Below are 23,934 nucleotides of genomic sequence, written 5' to 3'. Positions count from 1 at the left end.
CCCGACCGGGTCGGCCCCGACCGTCCCGGCCCCCCCCCCGGCGGGGGGCCCTCGGCCCCGCCGGCGGCACCGCTTCACCCACCGTGGCCAGATAACGACGAAACGGGATCGCGCCACCCCCACGCGCGCCCCCGTGCTACGCGAGTTGCACCCCTAGAAATCAGGACATTAGCCCCGCACCACGGGCCCAGAATCACCTCGGACCCGGCCAACCAGTGGGGCTATGCTGCTCCCGAGGGGCCGTTAGCTCAATTGGCAGAGCAGAGGACTTTTAATCCTTTGGTTCCGGGTTCGAGTCCCGGACGGCCTACCGTTCCGCCCCGGTTCCGACGCCCCGTGGACCGGGGCTTTCGGCGTTCCGGCGTCCCCGTGCGACCCCCGCCGCTTGAGGGAAGCGGGCATCACGGCGGGGGCCGCCGGTGGGGGTGTATGAACGATACGCCCGGAACGGGCGAAAAGCGCCGGTCGTGCGACGACGGCGCACATGTGGTCCGGTCGCGCCGGTTCGTCTCGTCGAAGCTCTTATTCAACCGATCGGTTGACAACGCCTCTGCGGCGGTCTAGGTTCTTATTCAACCGAAGAGTTGAGGAAGGCGATGGGCGGAAGCACGGAGCAGCTCAACCGGGCGTTCGCGGCGCTGGCCGACCCGACCCGGCGGGATCTGGTGGCCCGGTTGGCCGGCGCCGACGCGACCGTGGGGGAGCTGGCGGAGCCGTACGACATGAGCCTCCAGGCGATCTCCAAGCACGTGAAGGTGCTCGAGGAGGCCGGGCTGGTGACCCGCAGCAGGGACGCCCAGCGCCGGCCGGTCCACCTGGACGCGGAGGTGCTCGACCTGATGACGACGTGGATCGAGCGGTATCGCAGGGAGGCCGAGGAGCGCTATCGACGCCTCGACGCCCTGCTGGGCCGGATGGCCGACGACAAGGATCAGCAGCAGAACAGCACGAAGGACGCATCATGAACACGACCAGCCACGAGACCGAGATCAGGGCCGACGAGAAGGTCCCGACGATCGAGATCGTCCGGGAGTTCGACGCGCCCCCCGCGCGGGTCTTCCGCGCGCACGTCGACCCCGAGCTGTACGCCCAGTGGGTCGGGCCGCGCTCGGTGACCACGCGGGTCACCAGGTGGGAGGCCCGCACGGGCGGCGCGTGGGCCTTCGCCAACGACCGGGACGGCGAGGAGATCGCCGCTTTCTACGGCAGCTTCCACGAGGTGCGGCCGGACGAGCGGATCGTCTGGACCTTCACCTACGAGGGCGTGCCCGACGGGGTCGCGCTGGAGACGCTGACGCTCACGGAGCTCGAGGGCGGGCGCACCCGGCTGACGGTGTTGAGCGTGGTGCAGGACTTCGAGACCCGCGACGGCATGCTGGCCAGCGGGATGGACGTCGGGGTCAACGAGGGCTACGAGAAGCTCGACGAGCTGCTCGCGAAGGATGCCTGAGATGACGCCCGAGCCCCTGTCCCCGGCCCGGCAGCACGCGTACGACGCGGCCCGGTTCACCGAGCTGGTCGAGTCCGCGTCGGCCGGGGACTGGGCTCGGCCCAGCCCGGTCGCGGAGTGGACGGCCCTCGACGTCGTGCGGCATCTGGTCGAGTGGTCCCGCGGCTTCCTGAAGGGCGCCGGGATCGACCTCCCGGCGTTGGACGTCGAGGCCGATCCGGTGGCCGCCTGGAAGCGGCACGTCGCCGACATCCAGGCCATCCTCGACGACCCCGCGGGCCGGATGCTCAGCAACCCGCACACCGGCGACCGGCCGGTGGACGAGGCGATCGACCAGTTCTACACGGCCGACGTCTGGATGCACTCCTGGGACCTCGCCAGGGCGCTCGGCCGCGAGCCCGACCTGGACCAGGAGCGCTGCGCCCGCGCGCTGGAGGCCATGCGGCCGATGGAGCGGCTGCTGCGTGACAGCGGCCAGTTCGGCGCCGCCGTGCCGGTGGCCGGGGAAGCCTCCGCGCAGGACCGGCTGATGGCCTTCATCGGCCGCGACCCGGCCTGGCGGCCCGCCCCACCGGCCTGATCCGGCCCAGGCCGCGGCCCTGGGCACCGGCCCGTTCGGACCGGGCGGCGAGGAGGAGCAGGCCGGCGAGGGGCAGGGCGGCGGCGGTGAGGGTGAGGACGGGGAAGCCGGCGGCGGGGAGCAGCAGTCCTCCCAGGGAGGAGCCGGCGGCGATCCCGGTGTTGAAGACGGAGATGTTGGTCGCGGCCGGGAGGTCGGCGCCCGGGGCCCGTTCGGAGACGGCGACCTGGGCGGCGGTGCTGAACGCGCTGAACGCCGCGTGCCACACCAGGATGGCCGGCCAGGCCAGCGCCGGCAGGGACATGACGGCGCTGAGGACGGCGAGCCCACCGGCCGTTCCGGCCGCCGCGCCGACGACGGCGCGGCGGGTGTCGCGGTCGGCCGCCGCGCCGCCGAGGAACGTGCCGGCCGCGCTCGCCACGCCGGTCGTGACGAGGAGGGCGGTGACCGCGGCCGGGCCGATTCCCGTCTCCTCGGTCAGCAGCGCGACGAGGTAGGTGGCGGCGGCGTAATGACCCGCGGTCACCACCGCGTTGACCGCGAACGGCACCCGCAGCCGGGACCAGGGCAGATCGGCCAGCCGGCCCGGGGCGTCGGCCGGGGCGTCGGCGGGGGCGGGCGACGCCGACCCGCGAACGGCCAGCGGCGCGCATCCCAGGACCACCGCGGTCGCCACGGTCAGCGTCCCGTACACCACCCGCCAGCCCAGCAGTTCCCCCAACGCCGTGCCCGCCGGCACGCCCACCACCGTGGCGAGGGTGATGCTGCCGAAGACCAGGGACACCGCCCGGCCCCGCCGGTCCGGGCCGACCAGTGCCGTGGCGAGGGAGATGGCGGTCACCGCGTAGAGGGCGGCGCCGGCGCCGGTGAGCGCCCGCGCCGCGAACAGCACGGGCAGGTCGGTGGCGACGGCGGTGATCCCGTTGCCGACGAGTTGCGCGCCGAGCGCCGCGAGCAGCCGGTGGCGCCGCGACACCCCGCGCAGGATCGCGGCCAGCGGCGGGCCGAGCAGCGCCACCGCGGCGGCGTAGGCGGTGACGAGGCCGCCGGCCGTGCCCGTGGTGACGCCCAGATCGGCGCTGATCCACGGCAGCAGGCCGGCGACGGCGAGTTCGCTGGTGCCGAGCACGAACGCGCCCAGCGCGAGCACCAGCAGCGGGAAGGACGAGCGGAAACGAGCGGACACGGGCACCCCTGGGCGTCGCGACGGGAGACGGGCACGTGGGATCGCGCGGGGGGAGGCTGGAGCGAACGCACGGTACGAGGGCGCGCGTGAACGGGGGAGAGCTCCCTGACCAGGGCAAACGGGAGGGAGCGGGAGGGAGAGGAACGGCGGGGACCGAGCCCGGCCCGGGACGTGGACACCGGGCGGCGCGTCGCCGTGAGGCCATCCTACGTCGGCGGTCGTGGCCACCGGTCTTCGCGGGACGGTTTCCTTTGCTCCACGCAGATGGCCGGTGTGTGGAGGGAGTTGCCGGTGCCGTGGCCGCCACGGGCGGCGCGGCGCGGCTCCGTTCCCGTGGCGAGCCAGCCGCGGCGGAAGCGGTGCCTCGGCCAGCCTGATCTTCCGGAAATTTACCGGAAACTATCGGTGATCCCGTGCCCATCCCGGCGGAAGGAGCGGGCTTCCGCTGATCCGATTGACCCGGATAACGGGTGATTCATTTCGTCGAACTGGCGCCCCGAGGTGCGCAATACCATCTCGAAATCTTCCGGAAACATCCGTTGACGATGAGCCCGAGCGCGGCGAATACTCCTCAGCGATCGTTGCCGAATCGTCACGGAAACGTGTCACGCGACAGCCGCGCGTGACGGCGCTTCCTCGAGCCGCGGCACCCATCACCTCCGGACGGGGCACCCCGCCCCGTCTGCCTCATCGGAAGCAAGGGGTAGCGATGATCAGCACGTCCCCCCACCGTCGCGGGCGCGTCCGGGCGGCCGTCGCCTGCGGTGTGACCGGCGCCGTCGCCGCCGTCGGCGTCATCACGCTGGCCGGCACCGCCTACGCCGCCGACACGCTCGGCGCGGCGGCGGCCGAGAACGGCAGGTACTTCGGCACCGCCGTCGCCGGCAGCCACCTCGGGGAGCAGGACTACACCTCCACGTTGAACCGGGAGTTCAACAGCATCACCGCCGAGAACGAGATGAAGTGGGACGCCACCGAGCCCAACCAGGGGCAGTTCAACTTCAGCGCCGGCGACCAGATCGCCCAGCACGCGGCCAGCCAGGGCATGCAACTGCGCGGCCACACCCTGGTCTGGCACTCCCAGCTGCCCGGCTGGGTGAACAGCGGCAACGCCGCGCAGGCCATGGAGAGTCACATCAACGCCGTGATGGAGCACTACGCGGGCCAGGCCGCCATCTGGGACGTGGTCAACGAGGCGTTCGAGGAGGACGGTTCGCTCCGCCAGTCGCCGTTCTACCAGGCCATGGGCGCGGACTTCATCGCGGAGGCCTTCCGCCTCGCCGACGCCGCCGACCCCAGCGCCAAGCTCTGCTACAACGACTACAACCTGGAGAACCCGGGGGCCAAGCAGGACGCCGCCTACAACCTGGTGCGGGACCTGCTGGCCGACGGGGTGCCGATCGACTGCATCGGATTCCAGGGGCACTTCAACAGCGGCAACCCGGTGCCCAGCAACTTCCACGAGACGCTGCAGCGCTTCGCCGACCTCGGCGTGGACGTGGAGATCACCGAACTGGACATCGCCGGCTCCGGATCCTCCCAGGCCCAGCAGTACCAGGGCGTCACCCAGGCCTGCCTGGCCGTGGACCGCTGCACCGGCATCACCGTGTGGGGCGTGACCGACAAGTACTCCTGGCGCTCGCAGGACACGCCGCTGCTGTTCGACGGCAACTACAACAAGAAGGAGGCGTACGACGCCGTCCTGAACATCCTCAACGGCGGTGACCCGATGGGCGCCGACGGTTCGGGCACGGCCGCGGCGGTGTACCAGGAGAGCGCCCGCCGGGAGAGCGCCTTCGGCGACCGGGCGGCGGCCAGCGCGGCGAGCACCACCGCGTACGGCGGCACCACCGTCGTCACCAGCGGCCAGACGCTCGTCTGACGCCGCCTCGTCCGGTCGTCTCCAGTGGCGCGGCGCCCTGCCCCGGGGCGCCGCGCCCACATCCGCAACCGGTGGATATCGATCGGGTGTTGATTGAGATAGCTCGGTAACAGGACGGCGCCGCTCCGGCATGTGATCGTTAACCTGCCCGAACCCAGTTCGGATCTATCTCGGGAACGAATGCATGCGTACCACACTGAAGTTGGCCCTCCCGGCGGTCGCGGCCGCCGCACTGCTGCTCGCCGGGTGCGGCGACGACGGTGACGACGACGGCGGTACCGGCTCGGGTGGCGAGCAGGAACAGCAGGAACAGGACGAGTCGACGGGGGACTCCGCCGCCTCCGGCGACCTGGAGGGCAACTGGGCCACCGGCCTCGACGGTTCGGACAGCGTGCTGACGTTCATCGGCACGAACGTCACCTTCACCGAGTCCATCGCCGGCGGCCTGGACTCCGCGATCTGCTTCGGCACCGTGGCGGACGACGCCATGACGCTGGAGTGCGACACCAGCGACGCCGCCGACTGGACCGAGGCCACCCTCGCGCGGGACGGCGAGACGCTCACCGTCGAATGGGGGTCCGGCACCTCGCAGACTTACGAGCCGATCAGCGAGGACCAGCTCTCCGACCTCTGAGCGGGCGGCCCGGCAGGCCGGAACACGGGGTTCGGGCGGCGGGCTCACGGGCCACGCCGCCGTACCCCGCGAGGTCGGAGTCCCCCAGGCCGCCGGCGGCGACGGCCCCGTCATGCCAGCGGGCATGGCTGCGCGCAGGCGCGGCTCCGACGGCCGGGTCCTCAGTCCAACGCCGTTTATAGAACCGAAAGTTGGAGTGTCCGTCAGTTCGTCGGCCAGAAGAGCGCCTCCGCCTGGGCCGACTGGATGGTGACCGGCCCGTCCCCGTGGTGCAGCACCTCGGCGCGCACCCGCCCCCGGTCGGCGCCGGGCACGTAGCCGTTCCAGGTGACGACGAACTTCCCGGAGCCGCTCTGGTGCACCGTGGATCGGGTGGGCATGCCGACCGTGCGCGCGAAGCGGCCGTCGTTCGTCTCGGCGTAGTTGGCCAGCCGGATCTGGAACTCCTGGCCGGCGGTCAGCCCGGTCAGCTCGACGCCGACCGACGCCGCGTAGTGGCACGGGCCGTAGATGAAGCTGGTGTGCGTGTCCACCTCGACCCAACCGTCGTCCTCGTAGTGGCGGTTGAACGTCACCGTGGTCCAGGTGTCCGGCTGCACGGTCCGGGTGAGCCCGCTCGTGCCGAATAAGGATCGCTTGGGCATCTCGTCCTCCTCCGCGCCGCCCTCCCCGCGTGCCCACGCCCGCATGTCCCCGCGGCTGTCGAACTGGGCGACGTTGGTGTCGATCGGATCCGAGGTGTACTGGTGGATCAGCCAGTCGTGTTCGATGTCCGGGTTGCCGGGATCGCCGTTGTACTGCGCGATCCACAGGCCGTCGCCGGCGAACGACGACGTGTCGCGGTTGAGCCAGAAGTCGACGTTGCAGTACAGCAGCACCTTGCGGCCGCCGGCCTTGGACTGCAGGTGCCGGATGGCGGTGTCCTTCTCGCTCGACGAGACGCCGGTGTCCTCCCAGTCCACGGCGAGGATCTCGTCCTCCCCGACCGCTATGTGGTCCAGGAAGTAGTCCATCTGTGCCGTCATGCCGCTGCTCGGGCTGAGGAAGTGGTAGTGGCCGACGACGCGGTCGTTGTTCCGCGCGCGCGTGACCTGCGCGGAGTGCTTGGGGTTGCGGTAGCTGGTGCCTTCGGTCGCCTTGACGATCACGAAGTCGAAGCCGTCCAGCGGGTAGTCCTCGGACTGGTAGCCCGAGACGTCGATGCCCTTGATGGTCACGAAGACTCCTTCGGGGCGGGAGCACGGGATGAGACGTGTCGAATGTCTAGCTGTATGTCTATCTGCATACTTCGTCGCCGATTCATGCCTGACGGGCGAGGGAACCAGCCGTTCGTGTACCCAGCGGGGAGCCGACCACGCGTCCCGGACGGGGCGTCATGCCTGCGTCGGCTGACCGGAGACGAGCACCGTGCCCTGCGCGACGGCGACGAGCGTGCCGTCGTCGGGCGCCGGATCCTCCGCGACGACCAGCAGGTCGCACCGGCAGACGGCCTGACGCCGGCCGGCGTGCACGACGCTGGCCCGGGCGCGGAGCAGCCGGCCCCAGGCGGGCCGCAGGTAGCTGATGGTCACGCCGCCGGTGAGCACGGCCGGGCCGAGCACCGAACCGGCGGCGAACGTCACGGCGTTGTCGGCGGCGTAGCAGAGCACGCCGCCGTGCAGGTGGCCGTGCTGCTGCCGGAAGTCGTCCCGGAGCGGGAGTTCCAGGGTGGCGCTGCCGGGCTCGAACGCGGCCAGGCGCGTGCCGAGCAGCCGGCTGAACGGCTGCGCGGCCAGGGCCTGCCGTGCGACGTCGAGGGACAACCGCGGGTCTCCCGCCGAACCGGTCATGACCGCCGTCCTCTCCTTCTCGTGCCCACTCCACCGCCGGCGCCACCGCCGGACTCGTCGCCGGCGCCTCCACCGGACTCGTTGCCGGGCTCGTCGCCGGACCTGGCCGTGGCCGGCGCGCCGGATGGTTCCGCCGCCCGCGCCGGAGGCACCGGATGCGCCGCCGGCGTCACGCGGGAGCGGGCCGCGGCGAACGCCGCCGCGCAGGCCAGCAGGCAGGCCGCGGCGGCGAGCGCGCCCTGCCCGCCGAGGGCGAGGGCCGGCGTCGACACCAGGCTGGCCGCCGCGGCCAGGCCCCAGACCGCCGCGTCCACGCTGCCCTCCATCCGGGCACGGTGACCGGCCGGCAACTCCCGGGCCAGCCGCCCGCTGCCGCCGACGAAGCAGAGGTTCCAGGCGTAGCCGAGCAGGAACAGCGCGACCGGCTGCACCAGCGCCGGGCCGTGCGCGAAGACCGCGGCGAGGCCGGACGACGCCGCGAGCAGCAGCAGCCCGGCCAGCATCACCGGGCGGGCGCCGAGCCGGTCGCACAGCCGACCGGTCAGCGGCGACAGCGCGAACATGCCGAGGGTGTGGGCGGCCAGCGTCATGCCCACCGAGCCCAGACCGTGGCCGTGTCGGTGCAGGTCCAACGGCGCCGCGGTCATGACCGCGACCATAACGACCTGGGCGGTCGCCATCACCACCAGGGCGGATCTGGCGACCGGCGAGCGGCCGAGTTCCCGGAGCGGCACCCGACCGCCGGACACCGCGCCGCCGCCCGTGCTGCCCGTGCTGCCCGTGCCGTCCGCGTCTCCCGCCCCGCCCGCGGGCGCTCCGCCCGCCGCGGCACCCGGCGACCGCCCGTCCGGCGCCCCCGCGCCGGTCGCCGTCGCGGCCAGGCAGACGACGGCGGCGAGCAGGAACGGGCCGGCCAGTTCGGGCCAGCCGAGGCCGCGCGCCAGACTTCCCGCCGGCTCCATCAGCAGCGGCCCGCCGACCGCGCCGAGGGTCGCCGCCCACACCGCGAGGCCGATGGCCCGCCCGCTCCGCTCCGCCGGGTACAGCTCCGCCGCGACATAACGCGACAGCATCGCCGCGGAGTTGCCGAGGCCGAGCAGCAGCATGCCGGCGCACAGGCCGAGCACCGAGCCGTCGGCCCCGGCCACCGACAGCAGCGCCAGGCAGGCGCCGAGCGCCGCCGCGGCATGCGAGCCCAGCAGCACCGTGCGGCGCGACCACCGGCTCATGCCCCGGCTGAGCACCAGCGACCCGAGCCCGGTGCCGACGATGCCCGCGGTGCTCGGCACGGCCGCCCAACCGGTGCCGAGTTCGTCGCCGACGACGAGGGTGGCGGACGAACTGCCCACCGCCATCGCCGCGTTGATCAGCGCGATGCTCGCGCACAGCGCCACCATCGGGCCCCTGGTCTTCGCCATGCGTCAACGCTAGAAAGGTCGGGAGCGCGGATGAAGGGGCAACGGAAGGCATCCGGCCGCACCCGCCTGCGGAACGAAAGGGCTTCGACCGGAAGGGCCTCACGGATGGGAGCACGGATGTCAGCGCGGAGGTCAGAGCCCAGGGACGGAAGGCATGACCGGGCGCTGGACCGGGCGCTGGACCGGACGGACTGGCGGATCATCGCCGAACTCCAGCGTGACGGGCGGCTGTCCTTCAACCGGCTCGCCCAACTTGTCAGCCTCTCCCCGCCGGCGGTGGCCGAGCGGGTGCGCCGACTGGAGGAGTCGGGGGTGATCGCCGGCTACCGGGCGCGGATCGACCCGGCCAGGGTGGGGCTGGAACTGACGGCGTTCGTGCAGATGCGCTGCGCGCTGAGCCGTTGCCTGCTGAAGACCACGACCGCCGAGGACCTGCCCGAGGTGACCGAGGTGCACAAGCTCAGCGGCAACTGGTGCACGATGCTGAAGGTCCGGGTCGCCTCGATGCAGCATCTGGAGGGCCTGCTGGAACGCCTCGGCGAGCACGGCGAGATGAACTCGCACGTGGTGCTGTCCAGCCCGTTCCAGGACCGCCCCGTCGAGCCGCCGGGCGACCGCGCGCGCACGGTCACCACGTCGGCGGGCTGGACCGTGCCCGATGCCGGGCGGCCCAGGACCCCATGACCTGTGACCCGTGACCCGTATCCTGCCGGGCCGGCGCCACGCGGCTCGCTCAGCCGGGCAGGTACTCCCAGCGGCGGCACATGTCCGTCAGGGTCGCCGGCACCTCGTCGGGCTCCGGCAGCGGCCGACCCGGCTGGATGGTTCCGGTGCGGATCTTGTCCCGCCAGTCGCCCTGGCCCTTGCGGTACTCGCCGTGTTCGTGCTGCCCGTAGGAGATCATCCCGGGCTCCCACGGCAGGTCGAGGAAATCGCAGATCCGGCGGGTCTCGGCCGTCGGGTCGGTGGTCAGGTCCTCGTACCTGACGGTCAGCCCGGGCAGCAGCCGCCGCATCCGCTCCACCGCCACCATGTACTTCAGGGTGTGCTGCACCGCCCGGTTCATCGGGCGCCGGGACGGGTCGGCCTCGTGCCACGAGCGGGCGACGGACAGCGGGTGGCGCAGCAGGAAGAGGAAACGGGCGTCGGGCCAGCAGGCGGCGAACCGCTCGGCCGCGAAGACGTTGCTCGGCGTCTTCTCCACGATCGTCCGCTTACCGCTGCGCAGCAGTTCGCGGTGCAGCAGCCGGTCCCACAGCAGATGGTCGATGTCGGCCAGGTTGTGCCCGAGGGTGTTCATGGCCGAGCCGGCCAGTCGGGTGGTGCACTGCACGGTCAGCCGGCGGACGTGCGTCTCGATCGGGGCGTGCAGGGCGGAGTGGCTGTCCAGCACCACCCGCAGCAGCGTGGACCCGGAGCGCGGCGCGGAGAGCACGAAGACCGGCGCGACCAGCAGCCGGTCGGCCACCCGGTCGACTGGCGGCCGGATCGAGGCGGCGGCCCGCCCGCCGGTCGCGCCGGGCCTCGGCCGCGTGCCCGTGGTCACCGCCGCGCCGATCCCGCCGGGTTCGTCCGCGGTGAGCGTGGCGCCGTGTCCGCTCCGGGCCGCCCCGCCCCGCGTCCCGAGGCCGAGGCCGGGACCGGCCGGCGTGCCCTCGACGAGCACGGGCTGCCTGGCCCGGGTGATCTTCAGCCCGGCGTGCCGCTCCACGGCCGCCGCGAGCCCGTAGACCCACGGCCGGGACATCTCCCGGAGCGCCAGCGTCGGGCGCTCGCTCAGCCTTCTGACCAGCCACAACATCGCAAGCGGCCTCCGATCACACGGTGCTGCACGGGGGTGCTCCTCAGCTTGGCGTCACCTTGGCATCACCTTGGCACGAGTCAGCCGCCCCCGCCCGTCGGGCCCTCGTCCGCCGGATCCGCGGCGGTCTCCGTCACCAGCCAGGCGAGATAGTCCGCGCTGCCGCCCACGATGGGGGTGGCGATGATCTCGGGGGTGGCGTAGCCGTGGGTCGCCTTGATGTGCTCCTCCAGCGCCGGATAGCGGGCCGCGGTCGTCTTGTACTGCACCCGCCACTCCTGCTCCGTCTCGACCACGCCCTGCCACCGGTAGACGCTGGTGATCGGGCCGTCGATCTGCGCACAGGCGGCGAGCCTGCCCGCCACCGCCGTCCGGGCGAGCCGCTCGGCAAGCTCGCGACTGTCCGCCGTGGTCAGCACGGCCAGATGTGCGACATCGGTCATGCGCGCCTCCGCTCCTCGGGACCGAGCGGACGAGCCTAGAGCACCAACGGGACGGGAACGCACCGCTGTTGAGTTGACACGTGGCGTACACCACAATGGAGGGTTCACGCGCGCCCGTCGGCGGGACGGGTGGGGAGTATCAGGGGGAGCATCGCCATGTCCGCAACGCCGGAGCCGCGCACATCCGACACGCCGATGGAGCGCACACTCAGGTTGCGTGTCCGTGGGGAGCATGTGGACGGGAGGGAACCGCACCTGGTTGCCCGCTGGTTTGAAGCGGATCCCAGGCTGCAGGAAGTGTCCGTGCGCGCGGAGGTGCGCCCCGGCGTACCCGGCGACGGGATGGGTCTGGCCGACGACCTGCTCCTCTTCTTCGGCCAGCTGATCGGCCAGAAGCTCGCCGATGCCGTCTTCGAGTCGCTCAAGTCCCTGTACAACCATCTCCGAAACCGTGGCGACGGCCCGATCGAGGTCGAACTGGTGGTCCGGGAGAGGGTTGAGGTCACGCTCACGTCGCGCCACTACAACCGCGAGGACCTCAGGAAGCTGGCAGAGAAGGTGGCGGAGGCCATCGAGCGCGAGATCGGTCCGGAGTGACGGCCCGGTGCTCTACCAGCGGTTACCGCGGGGTGCCAAGGCACTCCTGATCGGCGTCGCCGAGTACGACGACTACTTCGGACGAATCGACTCCTCACAGGCCAATCTCGACCAACTGCGCCAGCTCCTGACCGACGAACGTCTGGGTGGACTGCCCGACCAGGACGTCACCGTCCTGAGGTCGCCCACCCAGGAGCGGATGGTCGACGAGATCAACCAGGCCGCGAAGGAGCACACGGGCGTGCTGTTGTGCTACTTCGCCGGGCACGGCCACGCGCATCCGGAACGGGACGGCTTCCGGCTGCGTCTGCTGGCGAAGGACGCCACGAAGGAGGACCAGACCCTGGGGAGCGTCCGCTATGCCTGGCTGCGCGACAAACTGCTTGGCAGCAAAGCCGAACGCGTCGTGCTCATCCTGGACTGCTGCTTCTCGGGCAACGCCATTGAGGCTGACAACGTCCCGGCGAGTGCGCGGAGTGGGAAGCCCTTCGCGCTGATCACCTCCTCCCAGCCGCAGCACCGCCACGGAAAGGGCGATGGCCTGAACCCGACGCCGTTCACCGGCGCGCTGCTGACCGTGCTGCGTGGCACCGCAGGTCGGACCGACCCGATCACGGTCGGCTCCCTGGAAACGCCACTTCGCGCCTTGGCGGGCCTGGACAAGAAGAAGGCCGAAGAGGCCCCGGCGGACAGCCATCCGGGTGACTGGTGGCCCAACGTACGCGCGTTCAACGAGGTCAACGACACGATCTTGTCGCTCCCGCCGGGCCCGGCCGGTGGTCGGCTGCCGGACCGGCGCGGTCGTCAGCTTCGCCCCCGCCCCGCCGTGAGTCCGGGCCGGAAGCGCACTCGCGACGCCAGTGACTCCGACGACTCCGGGAACGTCCCTGAGAAACCGGACCGTCGGCGGGGGTGGCTGGTTATCGGTGCCGGCGTGCTGGGGCTGGTGCTGATCGGCGGGATCGTGCTGGTGAGGCAGTGGCCGTCTCCGCCGTCCGGCTGCCCCATCCCGCTCCAGCTGTCGCTCCTCACCTCGCCCGAGTACGAGCAGCCGATGACCGAGGTGATCGAGGCCTTCGAGGACTCGGACACGGCGAAGAAGCAACTCGGTGACCGTCCCGAGGACTGCCGCCAACTCGACGTACACGTGTACTCGGCGAGCGGGGAGACCGCCACGGAGGCGTTCCAGAACTCCGCCGCCTGGGCCGAGCCACAGCGCGCCTGCCGGCCGGATGAGGACGCCGAGGACTGCGAGCACCCGCTCCGTGACTACGGCCCGCGTCCCGACGTGTGGCTGGCCGCGTCCCCGATCTCCGTCGACCGGGTCAGGGAAGCGACAGAGGAGCCCGAAAGCGCCCTGTCGCTCGGGGTCGGTGTGCCGGTGGCGAGCTCGCCCGCGGTGGTGGCCGTGCCCGGTGGGCTGTCCGGAGTCGACGATGAGGATGTCAACGCGTACACGCTCGACCAGTTGCTCGGCGAGGTGACGAACGAGGGCATGGAGGCGCTTCGTTCCGCACCGGCCTCTTCGGACGCCTCGCTCGCCCACGGCCTCCGGGCCGACGACGGCCAACTCGACGACGAAGGGCTGCTCCTGCGCGACGACAGCGAGCTGCTGTGCTCCCTCGCCGACGTCGCCTCCGACACGGGCGAGCGGCTGCCGGCCCTGTTGCTGGCCGAACGCTCGATGGTGCCGCTGGTCAGGACCGAGTACGCGCCCGCGTGTCTGACTTCCTCCGACAGCGGCTTCGTCCCGGACGAGCAGGACGACCGCTACACCGCGTACTACCCGACCGACGTGGCCCCGCTCGACCTCTCCTTCGTGCCCGTTCGCTGGGAGCGGGCGTTGGGGGACACCGGCGAACGAGCGCTCGCGGTCCAGCGGCTGGAGACCTGGCTGCTGGGAGAGGCGGGCAGCGCCGCGCTCATCAGCCAGGGATTCCGCGGCCCGAAGGCGGGAAGCCTGCGGGACGACGTCGTCACACCGCTGCGGGACACGGTGTTCGGCGGTGACGACATCGAAGTGGGCGACCGGGTATCCGCCGGTGCCGCGGCCGAGTACCTGGCTCAGGAGGCCGAGGACCAACCGGCGCGCGACGTGGTCTTCGTCGTCGACGTCTCCTCCGGTTCCTACATCGGCGACCGGATGGCCACCACACAGGCGGTCCTCCGTGGTGCCCTGCGGACGCTCGACTCCGAGGACCGGTACGCCATCCTCACCACACCGGGGGACCCCGAGGGCGGGGTGAGCTACGAGTTGTCCCTCGACTTCCACGACGCCGCCGACGCCGAGGAGGTGATCGGCGACTTCGAGGGCGTCTCCACCAACGCGGACATTGACGAGGCGCTGGAGGAAGGGCTGGGCGTGCTCTCCGGCAGCGTGTCGGGAGGCAGGGCTCCGCTGCTCGTGCTCGTCACGGACGACGAGGACAGCGGGGACCTTCCGGACCGGTCGGACACCCCTGAGGTGCCCGTCGCCGTGGTGTCGTTGGACCTGGGCTGCGAGAAGTCGTTCAACCAGGAGCTGACGTCACACCAGGACCGGTGCATCGAGGTGGGGAACAGCGGCGAGGAGATGGCTCTGGTCCAGACGTTGGACAACCTGCACCTTCCGGACGCCGAATCGGAGGAGTCGGAGTGATCAGGCACTCGAGGAACTGCTTTCGGACGCTGGCCCTGGGCCTCGTGGTCCTCGCCGCCGTGTCGGGCGCGGCCTGCTCCGGGCCCGACGCGCCGGTGGAGGCCGCGTGGGACGACAACGAGCCGTTGGTGGTGGTCAGCGGAGCCGACCTCACCAGCCAGGAGGGCGTTGGCACGCGTCAGCAGCTGATCGACGACTGGAACGAGCTCCACCCCAAGCGGGAAGTCTCACTCGTGGAGCTGCCGCTGGCCGAGGACGGGCAGCTCAGCGACCTTATCGCCTCGCTCCAGTCGGGCACCGCGGACTACGACGTGCTCAACCTGGACACCACCTGGATACCGGCGTTCGCGGAGGCGGACCTGATCAGGCCGCTCGACGACGCCCTGGTGGAGGGCGTCAACTTCCTGCCCGAGGCCGTGGAGGCGGGCCGGTGGGAGGACGGGACGTACGCGGTGCCGTTCAACACCGATGTCGGGCTGCTCTACTACCGTGAGGACCTGTTGACCGCGCAGGACCACACGCGCGAGGACCTGACCGAGGCCGTCAGCATGGCCGAACTGATCGGCGGCTGGGAGACCGGACAGGACCACTCGGCCCTGGTCACCCAGTTGCGTCCCTACGAAGGGCTGGCCGTCAACATCCTGGAGACGTTCTGGAGCGCTGAGGGAGGGGGCGTCGACGTGGTGGACGACGACGGGGACTACACCGGCAGCATCGAAGAACTAACGGTCGGTCTGGACGCGTTGAGGAGCATAGCCGACTCCGGTGTCCTCAGCCCGGTGTCCTACGAGGCCGACGAGTCGACTGCGCTCGCCGAGTTCATCGACGAGGACGGTGGCACCGCGCTGATGCGTGGCTGGCCCTACGCCCTCAACCGCCTGCCCACGAACGGGGAGTACGGGGTCGCCACCCTGCCCGGGGAGGCGGTCCTGGGCGGGCAGAGCCTCGCTGTCTCCGCGGACAGTGACCGGCAGGCCGACGCCGAGGAACTGATCCGCTTCCTGACGAGGGACGTGGACAACCAGCGCAGGCTGTTCGACGGAGGCTTCGCCCCGGCGCTGCGTGACGCCTACGACCTGTCCGATCCGGATGACCCGGGGTGTGCCTCGACCGCGGTGCGCATCCCGGCACGGAACGAGGACGAGGTGGCGGCGCGGTCGGAGGGTCCCACCGAGTTCGAGCGGGACTACCACGAACTGCTGTGGTGTGCCCTGCGGGACGCCGAACCGCGCCCGGCCACGGAGTACTACCCGGTGTTCTCCGAGACGCTCCGGGACGAGGTGTCCCGCATGCTCGACGAGCCCGGGGAGCAGTCGGTGGAAGACACGGCCGAGGAACTGCACCGGCGGCTCCCCGACGCGTTGGAGGGCCGGCTCTCGCCGGACGACACCGAGTGAGAATTCACGCTGGGTGAGCGGCACGCACCACAGCGCATAACAATTGACGCACCGTCAGATGAGTCGTGGACCACATCGGCGAGAAGTTATGCCCGATTTAACAGCCTTGGTTCCCTAAAGTCCCGCGCCTCGCACGGGTTTTATTTCCCGCAGACACTTGGAATTCCGTGAGGGCGTCTATTAACGTTCGATAACGCAGCGCGGTCGTCACCGCCGTCGCAAGGACGGCGCCGTGCTTCGTCGCCGAATCCGGCGTGTGCGTCACAACTGCACCAAGGAACCGGGGAACCACCATATGGGGTGAATCGGGCAGAGGCTGGGTAACCGCCTCAACCCGTAGGAGACCTTCCTGCTCCGAACCCGTCAGCTAACCCGGTAGGCGAAGGAAGGAAAGGAGAGCGCCTCCGTGGCGTCGAACCGGTATGCCGCCCTGGCTGACACCTATGCGGATCCGCGCGACATCGCGCACGACGACCCCTACGCCCACGCCTACGGCACTCCTGCTTACTACCCACAACAGGCCCCGGAATCACCGGCGATGACCGCCGAGTTCGCGGGTCTCGGACCGAACCTGGCGGACACCTCGTTCGGCGGCGACGCCGGCCTGACGCCGCCCTTCGGCGAGCACGGCCTCCGCCACGCCGAGTACCCCGAGTACTCCCAGCCCACGTATCCGGGCGGTCCCCAGGGCGTCGCCCCGATCTCACCGATCTCGCCGATCACCCCCGTCCACCCGGCGGCGCCCGCCGAGGCGTTCGCGGCCGCCGAGGACTACGGGCCGGTCGAGGCGTTCGGCCCCGTGGGCCCCGACGGCCCGGGCGCGGGCGACACCGGCGAGTGGAACCCGAGCGAGGACAGCATCCGCCCGCTCCGCGGCCGGCACCGGGTCGCCCGCCAGCGCGGCGGCACCATGGCCCGCAGCCGGGCCGTGCTCGGCGTCGGCGTGATCGCCGCGGTCGGCGCGGGCGGCATGGCCACCGCCCACGAGGACGGCGCGGGCTCCGTGCCGGGCCTGGACGGTGCCGCCGACAAGGTCCGCTCGATACCCCAGAGCCTGCCGCTGATCGGCGACCTGGTGCCCGGCGGCGCGGAGGACGGCTCCGAGTCCGGCACCTCCGACTCCGTCACCGAGATGGTGGCCCAGGCGCCGTTCACCACGGCCGGCATCACCGAGGCCGACATGGAGGCCGGCCGGTCCGACGCCGGCGAGGCGCTGCGCGCCCGCATCCTCCAGCAGGCCGACCAGCAGGAGACCAACGCCGCCGACGAGGCCCTGCGGACCGCGCTCGCCGAGGCCGAGGCCAGCGCCGCCGACGAGGCCGCCGCCCAGGCGGAGGCCGAGCGCGAGGCCGCCGAGCAGGAGCGGAGGGAGCGCGAGGAGGCCGAGCGGCTGGCCGAGCTGCGCGCCAGCTACACCCTCCCGCTCTCCGACTACAGCCTCTCCTCCTACTTCGGCGAGAGCGGCTCGCTGTGGGCCGCCGACCACACGGGGCAGGACTTCTCGGCCCCCACCGGCACCCCCGTGAAGAACGTGCACACCGGCGTCATCGCCGAGGCCGCGTGGGCCGGTTCCTACGGGTACCGGATCATCGTGGAGCTGGAGGACGGCACCGAGGTCTGGTACTGCCACCTGTCCTCGATGAACGTCGGCGTGGGCCAGGAGGTCACCACCGGCGACACCATCGGCCTGGTCGGCTCCACCGGCAACTCCACCGGACCGCACCTGCACCTGGAGGTGCGCCCCGGCGGCGGCGACCCCGTAGACCCGCTGGCCTGGCTGCGCGACAAGGGCCTGACCGTCTGAGCCGAGCGGCTCCCCCAGACGCCGGCGGTCCTGGTGGCTCCCCCCGACGCCAGGGCCGTCGGCCTTCGCCTGCGCTCGGACCGGAGCGAGGGCGGAGCGAGGGCGGACCGAGGGCGGACCGAGGGCGGACCAGAGTGGGATCCGGCCGCCGGACGTAGACTTCCGGCCATGGTCGATGATCTCCACTCCCCTCGGCACGCTCCGCGGTCGTCCGTCGGCTCCCTCCGGGTCTCCCCGCTCTGCCTGGGCGGCAACGTCTTCGGCTGGACCGCCGACCAGTCCGAGTCGTTCGCGGTGCTCGACGCGTTCGCCGCGGCCGGCGGCACCTTCGTGGACACCGCCGACTCGTACAGCGCCTGGGTTGCCGGCAACGAGGGGGGTGAGTCCGAGACGATCATCGGCCGCTGGCTGTCCCGTCGCGGCCGGCGCCGCGAGGACGCGGTCATCGCCACCAAGGTCGGCGCCCATCCCGACTTCCGCGGCCTCGCCCCGGCCACCATCAAGCGTGCCGCCGAGGAGTCGCTGCGTCGGCTGAACACCGATCACATCGACCTGTACTACACGCACTTCGACGACGAGAGCGTGCCGGTCGAGGACATCGTCACCGCGCTCGACGAGCTGGTCCGGGCCGGCAAGGTGCGGGAGACAGGCGCCTCCAACCTCTCCGCCGCCCGGCTCGCCGCCTCCCTGGACTTCTCCGCCCGCGAGTCCAAGGCCGCCTACGTCGCCCTCCAGCCGCGCTACAACCTCGTCTCCCGCGACAGCTACGAGGGCGCGCTCGCCGACGTCGCCGCCCGCCACGACCTGGCCGTGGTGCCCTACCCCGCCCTCGCCTCCGGCTTCCTGACCGGCAAGTACCGCCCGGACACGGAGGTCAGCAGCGCGCGTTCCGGGCGGGCCGCGGAACTCCTGGCCAGCGAGCACGGCCGGCGGGTGCTCGCCGCGCTGGACGAGGTGGCCGGCACCCGCGGCGTCGAACCGGCCACCGTCGCGGTGGCCTGGGTCGCCGCCCAGCCCACCGTCGTGGCGCCCATCGCCAGCGCCCGCACCCCCGAACAGCTGCCGCCCCTGCTGGCCGCGGCCGACCTCACACTGACCCAGGCCGAGCTCGACACCCTCAACGCGGCCAGCGACCCCGCCCAGTCCGCCTGACTCCCTCCGGTCCGCGCCCCGTCCGCACTAGTGTTGCGGGACCACAGGCACGGAAGACTCGGGAAGAAGCCCGGAAGAACCCGGAAGAATCCCGGAAAGACCCGGAAGGGAGCTGACGCCGATGGCACTGCCCGCGGAGGACCGCACGGCCATCACCGAACTCGTCTACCTGCACGGTCACCTGATCGACGGCGGCGAGCTGAACCGGCTGGACGAGCTGTTCACCCCGGACGTCGTCTACGACGTCACCGACCTCGGCCAGGAGCCGCTGCGCGGAATCGACGAGCTCCGTCAGGCGGCGCTCGCGCTCGGCGACCTGAACCCGGTCGGCCACCACGTCACGAACCTCGTGCTGACCGAGGTCGGCGCGGACCGGGTTCGGGCCCGCTCCAAGGGAATCGGCATCAACGCGGACGGCACCTGCGGCAGCGTGACCTACGACGACGACATCGTGCGCACCCGCGACGGCTGGCGCATCGCCTACCGCAGGGTCGCCGCCCGCCGCACCCCCCTCGGCCGCCAGCCCTGACCGGGAGCGGGACGCGCGCGGCCCGGCCGGGTCAGCTCGGCGGCTCCGCCGGCCGGCCGCGCCGGAGCTCGTAGAACGCGGGCTCCTGGACCAGCAGCAGCGCGCCGTCCCACAGCCGGCCCGCCGCCTCGCCACGCGGCGCCGGCGCCACCACCGGGCCGAAGATGGCCGCGCGCCCTCTGCCGGGACGGCTGACCGCGAGGACCGGGGTGCCCACGTCCGTGCCGACCAGCCCGATGCCCTCCCGGTGCGAGGCGCGCACCGCCGCGTCGTACGCCGTCGAGTCGGCCGCCTCCGCCAGCCCGGCGGGCAGGCCCGCCTCCGCCAGCGCCCCGGGTATGGCATCCCACTCACCCCGCTGGTGCATCCGAACGCCCAACTCGGTGAACAGCCGCCCCAGCGCCGCCTGTCCGTGCTCCCGGGCGACGGCGGCGCACACCCGCACCGGGCGCCACAGGTAGTCGCCCCATTCGGCGTACTCGCCCTCCGGGTCCTCCGGATCGATATCCAGGCCCTCGTTCAGCACGGCCAGGCTCATCACGTGCCAGCGCACCACCACCGGTCGCACCCGTGTCACCTCGACCAGCCACCGCGAGCTCACCCAGGTGTAGGGGCAGGAGGGGTCGAACCAGAAGTCCGCGATCCGTCGCCCGTCGGTCATCGCGCTCCTCCTGTGACCCGTTGTCGGTCCTCGTGACTACACTCGCGGCGTGCTGTCCTCCTGGGAACCCACCGACCCCGGCGTGCTGCGCCTGCCCTCCGGCCGGCTGGTCCGCGGGCGCGGCCTGCGCCGGCCCATGCCCGAGGGCGGGCCGCCGACGTTCGCCCTGTACCTGCTCGGCCACCAGCCGCCGCCCGTCGACTGGGAGGCCCGATGGCTGCGCTGGCGCGACTTCTGGTTGCCGGCCGACCGTGAGGAGGCCGGGCTGGCGCTGCGCGAGGCCTGGACCCGCGCCGCCACCGAGCGCGTGGAGGTCGCCTGCGGCGGCGGCCAGGGCCGCACCGGCACGGCGCTGGCCTGCATAGCCGTGCTGGACGGCGTCCCCGCCGACCAGGCCGTCGGGTACGTCCGCCAGCACTACGCGCCCCGCGCCGTCGAGACCCCGTGGCAGCGCCGTTACGTCGCGCGGTTCCCCCACGACGTCGGCGCCGCGCCCGAGCCCGACTAGCCTCCGAAGCTCTCCCCGAAACCGGTCCCCTCGGGACTGAAACCCGTGCTGCCGTCCGACCCCTCGGTCGGCGCGCCCAGGTCGCCCGGGCCGAAGGCGGTCACCTCCAGTTCCTCCGATCCCGCCGCCGGATCGCCGAGCACCCAGACCGCGCCGGCCACGACCTGTCCGTCGCGTTGGCCGGGGGCGCCCACGGCCAGCTCCGGACGGTCGTCGCCGTTCATGTCCGCCAGCCACAGCGCCGTGCCGAAGCGGTCGCCCGGCTCGTCCTCGCCCGGCACATCAGGAAGGCCCTGCCCGAACGTCGGCGCGTCCGTGCCGGTGAGGCCGTCCTCGCCACCCATCAGCAGCGTGACCGCGCCCGCTTCCCCCTCCTCGCCCGGGGTGCCGACCGCGACGTCCGCGAAGCCGTCGCCGTTCACGTCGCCCGCGGCGAGCGCGGCGCCGAACTCGTCGCCCTCCGCGCCCTCCAGACCGACCGTCTCCTGGGTGATCGGCTCGCCGCTCTTCTTCGGCCCGGACGGCGAGCCGAGGAGCACGCGCACCTCGCCCTCCTGGGTGTCGCTCACCTCCGACACCATGGTCACGTCCCGGACCACGAGGTCCCCGCAGCCGTCCCCGTTGACGTCGGCGACGACGCCGTTCGCGCTGTACGTGTCCAGGTCGCGGTAGTCCTGGCTGAGGCCCTCCGCGCCGCCCGGGTAGAACCGGCCGTGCTCCTGCATCTCCTCGAACGCCTGGCTGGTGACCAGATCGTCCCGGCCGTCGCCGTTCAGGTCGCCGACGATCGTCTCCTGCGGCACGTAGTCCGCACCGAAGTTCATGCCGCCGCCGAACGAGTCCCGCCGGGCCGTCCCGCCGTCGCGGTCGAGCGGGCCGTAGAGGACGGTCAGGCCGTCGCCGTCCTGCGCGCCGGTGTCGTAGGCGTTGCCGAGCAGCAGGTCGGCCTGCCCGTCCCCGTCGAAGTCGCCGCCGTCCAGACCGTCGCCGCCGTTCAGCTCCGTGCCGCTCGTCAGGCCCTCCTCCGAGCCCCACAACACGACCGTCGTCGATCGGTCCTGGAACAGGGTGACGGCCAGGTCGGAGAACCCGTCGCCGTCCAGATCCCGAGCGACGGTGTCATCCCCGAAGCCCGTGCCGCGTGCCGCGAGCTCACCCAGCTCGCCCTCCGTCGCCCGGCTGATGACCTGCGGGTTCTCCGTGTCGGGCCCGTTCTCCGAGCCGTAGACCACGGACACCGCGCCGGCCCGCTCCATCCCGTCCACGGTGCTGAGCCGCGCCGGCACGGCCAGGTCCGCGTGGCCGTCCCCGTTGAAGTCGGGGAAGCGCTGGTGCGCCGCCTCCTCGGGCGACGCGCCGCGACATCCCTCCTCCGGGGCCGGAGCCGGCTCCTCGGAGGCGTCGTTCGATGCGCCTTCCGACTCAGAGCCACAGGCCGCGAGGGACCCGGTGACCATGGCCGTCACGGCGACGGAGAGCAGTGCTTTCCTGAGGGGTTCGTGCAGCATGGTGTTCACCCTAGGAGGTGAACTCCGCCCCCACACTCAGTCGTTGGCAACCCGTGACGCGAGCCGCGGAAAGAGCCGCAGCGCGTTGTCGCGGTTGACGCGTCGCCGCGCCCGGTCGTCGAGCGACGGATCGGCGTCCAACGCCTCGGTGATCGTGCCGACCTCGTCCGCGGGCCTGGCCGGCCAGTCGCTGCCGTACAGGATGTGCCCGCTACCGGCCGCGGCGAGCAGGGTGGGCGTGGCGTAGGGGGACATGGGCAGCGCGGTGTCGTAGTAGAAGCGGCGCACCGCGCGGGCGACCGCCGCCGGATCCGGGCCCTCACCCTGCCGCCCCGCGGACTCGGCGCGGCCGGCCGCGTACGGCAGGAAGCCGCCGGCGTGGGAGAGGATGATCGACAGGTCAGGGAAACGGTCCAGGGCGCCGGAGGCCACCAGGTTCAGCGCGGCCCGGGTGGTGTCGAGCGGATAGTCCCCGATGAAGTCGGGCACCTTCGGGTGCAGTTCGGTGGTGCCCTCGGGCAACGCGCCGGGGTGGACGAAGACGACGGCGCCGCGGTCGTTCAACGCGGCGAGCAGCGGGTCGAACCGCGGGTCGCCGAGGTACCAGTCGCCGGTGGTCGTCATCAGCAACACGCCGTCCGCGTGCAGCTCATCCAGTGCGTGTGTCGCCTGCTCGATCGCCAACTCGACGTGGAACGTGGCGACGTTGGCGAAGAAGCCGAACCGGGTGGGGTGGCCCGCGACGAGCGCGGCCAGCGACTCGTTGCACACGGCGACGCCCTCCTCGGCCATCGCCCGGTCCCGGAACGCCTCGGACGGCACCGGCGCCGACGCGATGCCGACGGCGATGCCGTTGTCGTCCATCGTCCGCAGCGTGCTCTCCAGGGTCCACTGCGCCCAGGTCGGCCCGCCCTCCTCGGGCAGTAAGCCCATCTCGACGGCCCACTCCCGCATCTCCTCGGGAACGGCGTGGTGATGCACGTCCACCCGCCCGCCGCGCGTTTCTCGCGAGGAAGTGGCGTACGCCGCCCCACCGGCCGCGACCACGGCTCCCACCCCGGTCGCCGCCAGAACACCCCGCCGGCTCGGCCCCGTCTGCCCCATCGGCCCTCTCCCATCCGTCGTGACGCCTTGACCTGTCAGCTACACCTAACAGGAGTCAGCGTCGACTATCACCACCCCCCACCTGGGATCGGGGATATCTCCGGGCCCGCCCCTAGGAGCCTGCGGACATGACCTCGGAGGTAATCGCGCCGCCTCGTCGCGCCCGCGAGACTGTGACCATGGAAACGCCGAAGACCACCCGCGACACCGTCATGGACCTGCTCAGCCGGATCGGCACGGGCGACACCGACCGCATCGCCGAACTGTTCGCCGAGACCGTGGACTGGCGGCTGGACTGGCCCGAGTCCGAACACGGCCGGGCCGGCAGCCCCACCCCGTGGATCCGCCACCGCACCACCCGCTCCGAGGCGGCGGCCAACTTCCGCGAGATCGCCGAGCACCACGTGCCGGAATCGGTGGACACCCAGGTCGAGCGCATCCTGGTGGACGACACCGACGCGGTCGTCCTCGGCGAGATCCGCCAGACCGCCCGCCCCACCGGCCGCGCCTACACCGCCTGGTTCGCCCTCCACGTCACGGTCGAGGACGGCCGCATCACCCGGTTCCACATCTACGAGGACAGCCTCTCCGTCGCCCAGGCCTTCACCCCGGCCGACTAGCCACCCACCCACCGGCCTTGATCGCGAACAGCAGAGCCGCCACCCGCCCCGCCCGCGTACCCAACACGACCCCGGGCTCCTCACTCTCCCGCAACAACAACCCCTCCGGGGAGGCCGCCACTTCGAGGCACCCACCATTGCCCCCCGAACCGCTGAAGCTCGACTTCTGCCACGCGGGCCGGGACATGGGCGT

At 72.1% G+C, this 23,934-nt stretch carries 24 protein-coding genes, 1 tRNA gene and 1 riboswitch; of the genes, 15 read left to right on the top strand and 10 right to left on the bottom strand.

Annotation, left to right across the window (positions count from 1 at the left end):
- Positions 1-237: 237 nt before the first annotated feature.
- From ABGB06_RS37390 to ABGB06_RS37375, 4 genes are all read left to right on the top strand, one after another.
- Positions 238-310 (top strand) — tRNA-Lys (locus tag ABGB06_RS37390).
- A 286-nt stretch (positions 311-596) separates the two neighbouring features.
- On the top strand, positions 597-965 hold the full coding sequence (locus tag ABGB06_RS37385; protein WP_347599413.1) for a metalloregulator ArsR/SmtB family transcription factor: 369 nt from the start codon (positions 597-599) through the stop codon (positions 963-965).
- A complete protein-coding gene (locus tag ABGB06_RS37380) occupies positions 962-1,450 on the top strand; it encodes an SRPBCC family protein (RefSeq protein WP_347599410.1) in 489 nt (162 codons plus the stop codon). The genes ABGB06_RS37385 and ABGB06_RS37380 overlap by 4 nt, the downstream gene beginning before the upstream one ends.
- A gap of 1 nt (position 1,451) precedes the next feature.
- Positions 1,452-2,030, top strand: coding sequence for a TIGR03086 family metal-binding protein (locus ABGB06_RS37375; protein WP_347599407.1), 579 nt, complete (start codon positions 1,452-1,454; stop codon positions 2,028-2,030).
- Here ABGB06_RS37375 and ABGB06_RS37370 read toward each other — a convergent pair.
- Positions 1,987-3,216, bottom strand: coding sequence for an MFS transporter (locus tag ABGB06_RS37370; protein WP_347599404.1), 1,230 nt, complete (start codon positions 3,214-3,216; stop codon positions 1,987-1,989). The two genes, ABGB06_RS37375 and ABGB06_RS37370, sit on opposite strands and share 44 nt — an antisense overlap.
- 709 nt (positions 3,217-3,925) lie before the next feature.
- Here ABGB06_RS37370 and ABGB06_RS37365 point away from each other — a divergent pair.
- Together ABGB06_RS37365 and ABGB06_RS37360 are read left to right on the top strand one after the other, a co-directional pair.
- A complete protein-coding gene (locus tag ABGB06_RS37365) occupies positions 3,926-5,098 on the top strand; it encodes an endo-1,4-beta-xylanase (protein ID WP_347599401.1) in 1,173 nt (390 codons plus the stop codon).
- A 184-nt stretch (positions 5,099-5,282) separates the two neighbouring features.
- Positions 5,283-5,732 (top strand): hypothetical protein, encoded by a 450-nt coding sequence (locus tag ABGB06_RS37360; RefSeq protein ID WP_347599399.1) that lies wholly within the window; start codon positions 5,283-5,285, stop codon positions 5,730-5,732.
- Between the two features lie 203 nt (positions 5,733-5,935).
- On the opposite strand, the gene ABGB06_RS37355 is transcribed toward ABGB06_RS37360, so the two are convergent.
- The 3 genes from ABGB06_RS37355 to ABGB06_RS37345 form a co-directional block, all read right to left on the bottom strand.
- Positions 5,936-6,949 carry a glycoside hydrolase family 25 protein gene (locus ABGB06_RS37355; protein WP_347599396.1) on the bottom strand — a complete coding sequence of 338 codons (1,014 nt, stop codon included), beginning with the start codon at positions 6,947-6,949 and terminating at the stop codon, positions 5,936-5,938.
- Positions 6,950-7,105: 156 nt separating this feature from the next.
- Positions 7,106-7,561: a PaaI family thioesterase gene (locus ABGB06_RS37350; RefSeq protein ID WP_347599394.1), complete on the bottom strand. Its 456-nt coding sequence runs from the start codon at positions 7,559-7,561 to the stop codon at positions 7,106-7,108.
- Positions 7,558-8,979, bottom strand: a complete 1,422-nt coding sequence (locus ABGB06_RS37345) for an MFS transporter (RefSeq protein WP_347599391.1) — start codon at positions 8,977-8,979, stop codon at positions 7,558-7,560. Before ABGB06_RS37345 ends, ABGB06_RS37350 begins: the two co-directional genes overlap by 4 nt.
- 117 nt (positions 8,980-9,096) lie before the next feature.
- Here ABGB06_RS37345 and ABGB06_RS37340 point away from each other — a divergent pair, with 117 nt between their 5' ends.
- Entirely contained in the window at positions 9,097-9,663 is a 567-nt protein-coding gene (locus ABGB06_RS37340) for an Lrp/AsnC family transcriptional regulator (RefSeq protein ID WP_347599389.1), read from the top strand.
- A 49-nt stretch (positions 9,664-9,712) separates the two neighbouring features.
- Here the strand turns inward: ABGB06_RS37340 and ABGB06_RS37335 are convergent, their stop codons facing one another.
- The gene (locus tag ABGB06_RS37335; RefSeq protein WP_347599386.1) at positions 9,713-10,780 is read right to left on the bottom strand and encodes a sulfotransferase; all 1,068 of its coding nucleotides are present in this window, start codon (positions 10,778-10,780) and stop codon (positions 9,713-9,715) included.
- 80 nt (positions 10,781-10,860) lie between these two features.
- Entirely contained in the window at positions 10,861-11,223 is a 363-nt protein-coding gene (gene cutA / locus ABGB06_RS37330) for a divalent-cation tolerance protein CutA (RefSeq protein ID WP_347599384.1), read from the bottom strand.
- Positions 11,224-11,379: 156 nt separating this feature from the next.
- Between cutA and ABGB06_RS37325 the strand changes: the two genes are divergently transcribed.
- From ABGB06_RS37325 to ABGB06_RS37300, 6 genes are all read left to right on the top strand, one after another.
- The gene (locus ABGB06_RS37325) at positions 11,380-11,820 is read left to right on the top strand and encodes a hypothetical protein (protein ID WP_347599381.1); all 441 of its coding nucleotides are present in this window, start codon (positions 11,380-11,382) and stop codon (positions 11,818-11,820) included.
- A gap of 7 nt (positions 11,821-11,827) precedes the next feature.
- The gene (locus tag ABGB06_RS37320; RefSeq protein WP_347599378.1) at positions 11,828-14,458 is read left to right on the top strand and encodes a caspase family protein; all 2,631 of its coding nucleotides are present in this window, start codon (positions 11,828-11,830) and stop codon (positions 14,456-14,458) included.
- Entirely contained in the window at positions 14,455-15,855 is a 1,401-nt protein-coding gene (locus tag ABGB06_RS37315; protein WP_347599375.1) for an extracellular solute-binding protein, read from the top strand. The genes ABGB06_RS37320 and ABGB06_RS37315 overlap by 4 nt, the downstream gene beginning before the upstream one ends.
- A 231-nt stretch (positions 15,856-16,086) precedes the next feature.
- A riboswitch (cyclic di-AMP (ydaO/yuaA leader) is annotated at positions 16,087-16,254 on the top strand.
- A 7-nt stretch (positions 16,255-16,261) separates the two neighbouring features.
- Positions 16,262-17,659: a M23 family metallopeptidase gene (locus ABGB06_RS37310; protein ID WP_347599373.1), complete on the top strand. Its 1,398-nt coding sequence runs from the start codon at positions 16,262-16,264 to the stop codon at positions 17,657-17,659.
- A gap of 168 nt (positions 17,660-17,827) precedes the next feature.
- A complete protein-coding gene (locus ABGB06_RS37305; protein WP_347599370.1) occupies positions 17,828-18,811 on the top strand; it encodes an aldo/keto reductase in 984 nt (327 codons plus the stop codon).
- A 121-nt stretch (positions 18,812-18,932) separates the two neighbouring features.
- The gene (locus ABGB06_RS37300; protein ID WP_347599367.1) at positions 18,933-19,340 is read left to right on the top strand and encodes a nuclear transport factor 2 family protein; all 408 of its coding nucleotides are present in this window, start codon (positions 18,933-18,935) and stop codon (positions 19,338-19,340) included.
- A gap of 31 nt (positions 19,341-19,371) precedes the next feature.
- Here ABGB06_RS37300 and ABGB06_RS37295 read toward each other — a convergent pair whose 3' ends face one another.
- Positions 19,372-20,001 carry a disulfide bond formation protein DsbA gene (locus ABGB06_RS37295; protein WP_347599365.1) on the bottom strand — a complete coding sequence of 210 codons (630 nt, stop codon included), beginning with the start codon at positions 19,999-20,001 and terminating at the stop codon, positions 19,372-19,374.
- A gap of 49 nt (positions 20,002-20,050) precedes the next feature.
- Here ABGB06_RS37295 and ABGB06_RS37290 point away from each other — a divergent pair, with 49 nt between their 5' ends.
- Positions 20,051-20,509 (top strand): protein phosphatase, encoded by a 459-nt coding sequence (locus tag ABGB06_RS37290; protein ID WP_347599362.1) that lies wholly within the window; start codon positions 20,051-20,053, stop codon positions 20,507-20,509.
- Here the strand turns inward: ABGB06_RS37290 and ABGB06_RS37285 are convergent.
- Both ABGB06_RS37285 and ABGB06_RS37280 read right to left on the bottom strand, forming a co-directional pair.
- Positions 20,506-22,017, bottom strand: a complete 1,512-nt coding sequence (locus tag ABGB06_RS37285; RefSeq protein WP_347599360.1) for a hypothetical protein — start codon at positions 22,015-22,017, stop codon at positions 20,506-20,508. The genes ABGB06_RS37290 and ABGB06_RS37285 overlap by 4 nt on opposite strands.
- A gap of 36 nt (positions 22,018-22,053) precedes the next feature.
- On the bottom strand, positions 22,054-23,004 hold the full coding sequence (locus ABGB06_RS37280; RefSeq protein WP_347599357.1) for an amidohydrolase family protein: 951 nt from the start codon (positions 23,002-23,004) through the stop codon (positions 22,054-22,056).
- A gap of 296 nt (positions 23,005-23,300) precedes the next feature.
- On the opposite strand from ABGB06_RS37280, the gene ABGB06_RS37275 reads away from it, so the two are divergent.
- Positions 23,301-23,741 (top strand): nuclear transport factor 2 family protein, encoded by a 441-nt coding sequence (locus tag ABGB06_RS37275; protein WP_347599354.1) that lies wholly within the window; start codon positions 23,301-23,303, stop codon positions 23,739-23,741.
- On the opposite strand, the gene ABGB06_RS37270 is transcribed toward ABGB06_RS37275, so the two are convergent.
- Positions 23,725-23,928 (bottom strand): DUF397 domain-containing protein, encoded by a 204-nt coding sequence (locus tag ABGB06_RS37270; RefSeq protein ID WP_347599351.1) that lies wholly within the window; start codon positions 23,926-23,928, stop codon positions 23,725-23,727. The genes ABGB06_RS37275 and ABGB06_RS37270 overlap by 17 nt on opposite strands.
- Between the last annotated feature and the right edge of the window lie 6 nt (positions 23,929-23,934).

The organism is Streptomyces sp. B6B3, from assembly GCF_039871525.1.
In the GTDB taxonomy this organism is placed as follows: Bacteria; Actinomycetota; Actinomycetes; order Streptomycetales; family Streptomycetaceae; genus Streptomyces.
The sequence above is the reverse complement of the archived record's forward strand: the minus strand, read 5'-3'. Positions and strand labels throughout refer to the sequence as shown.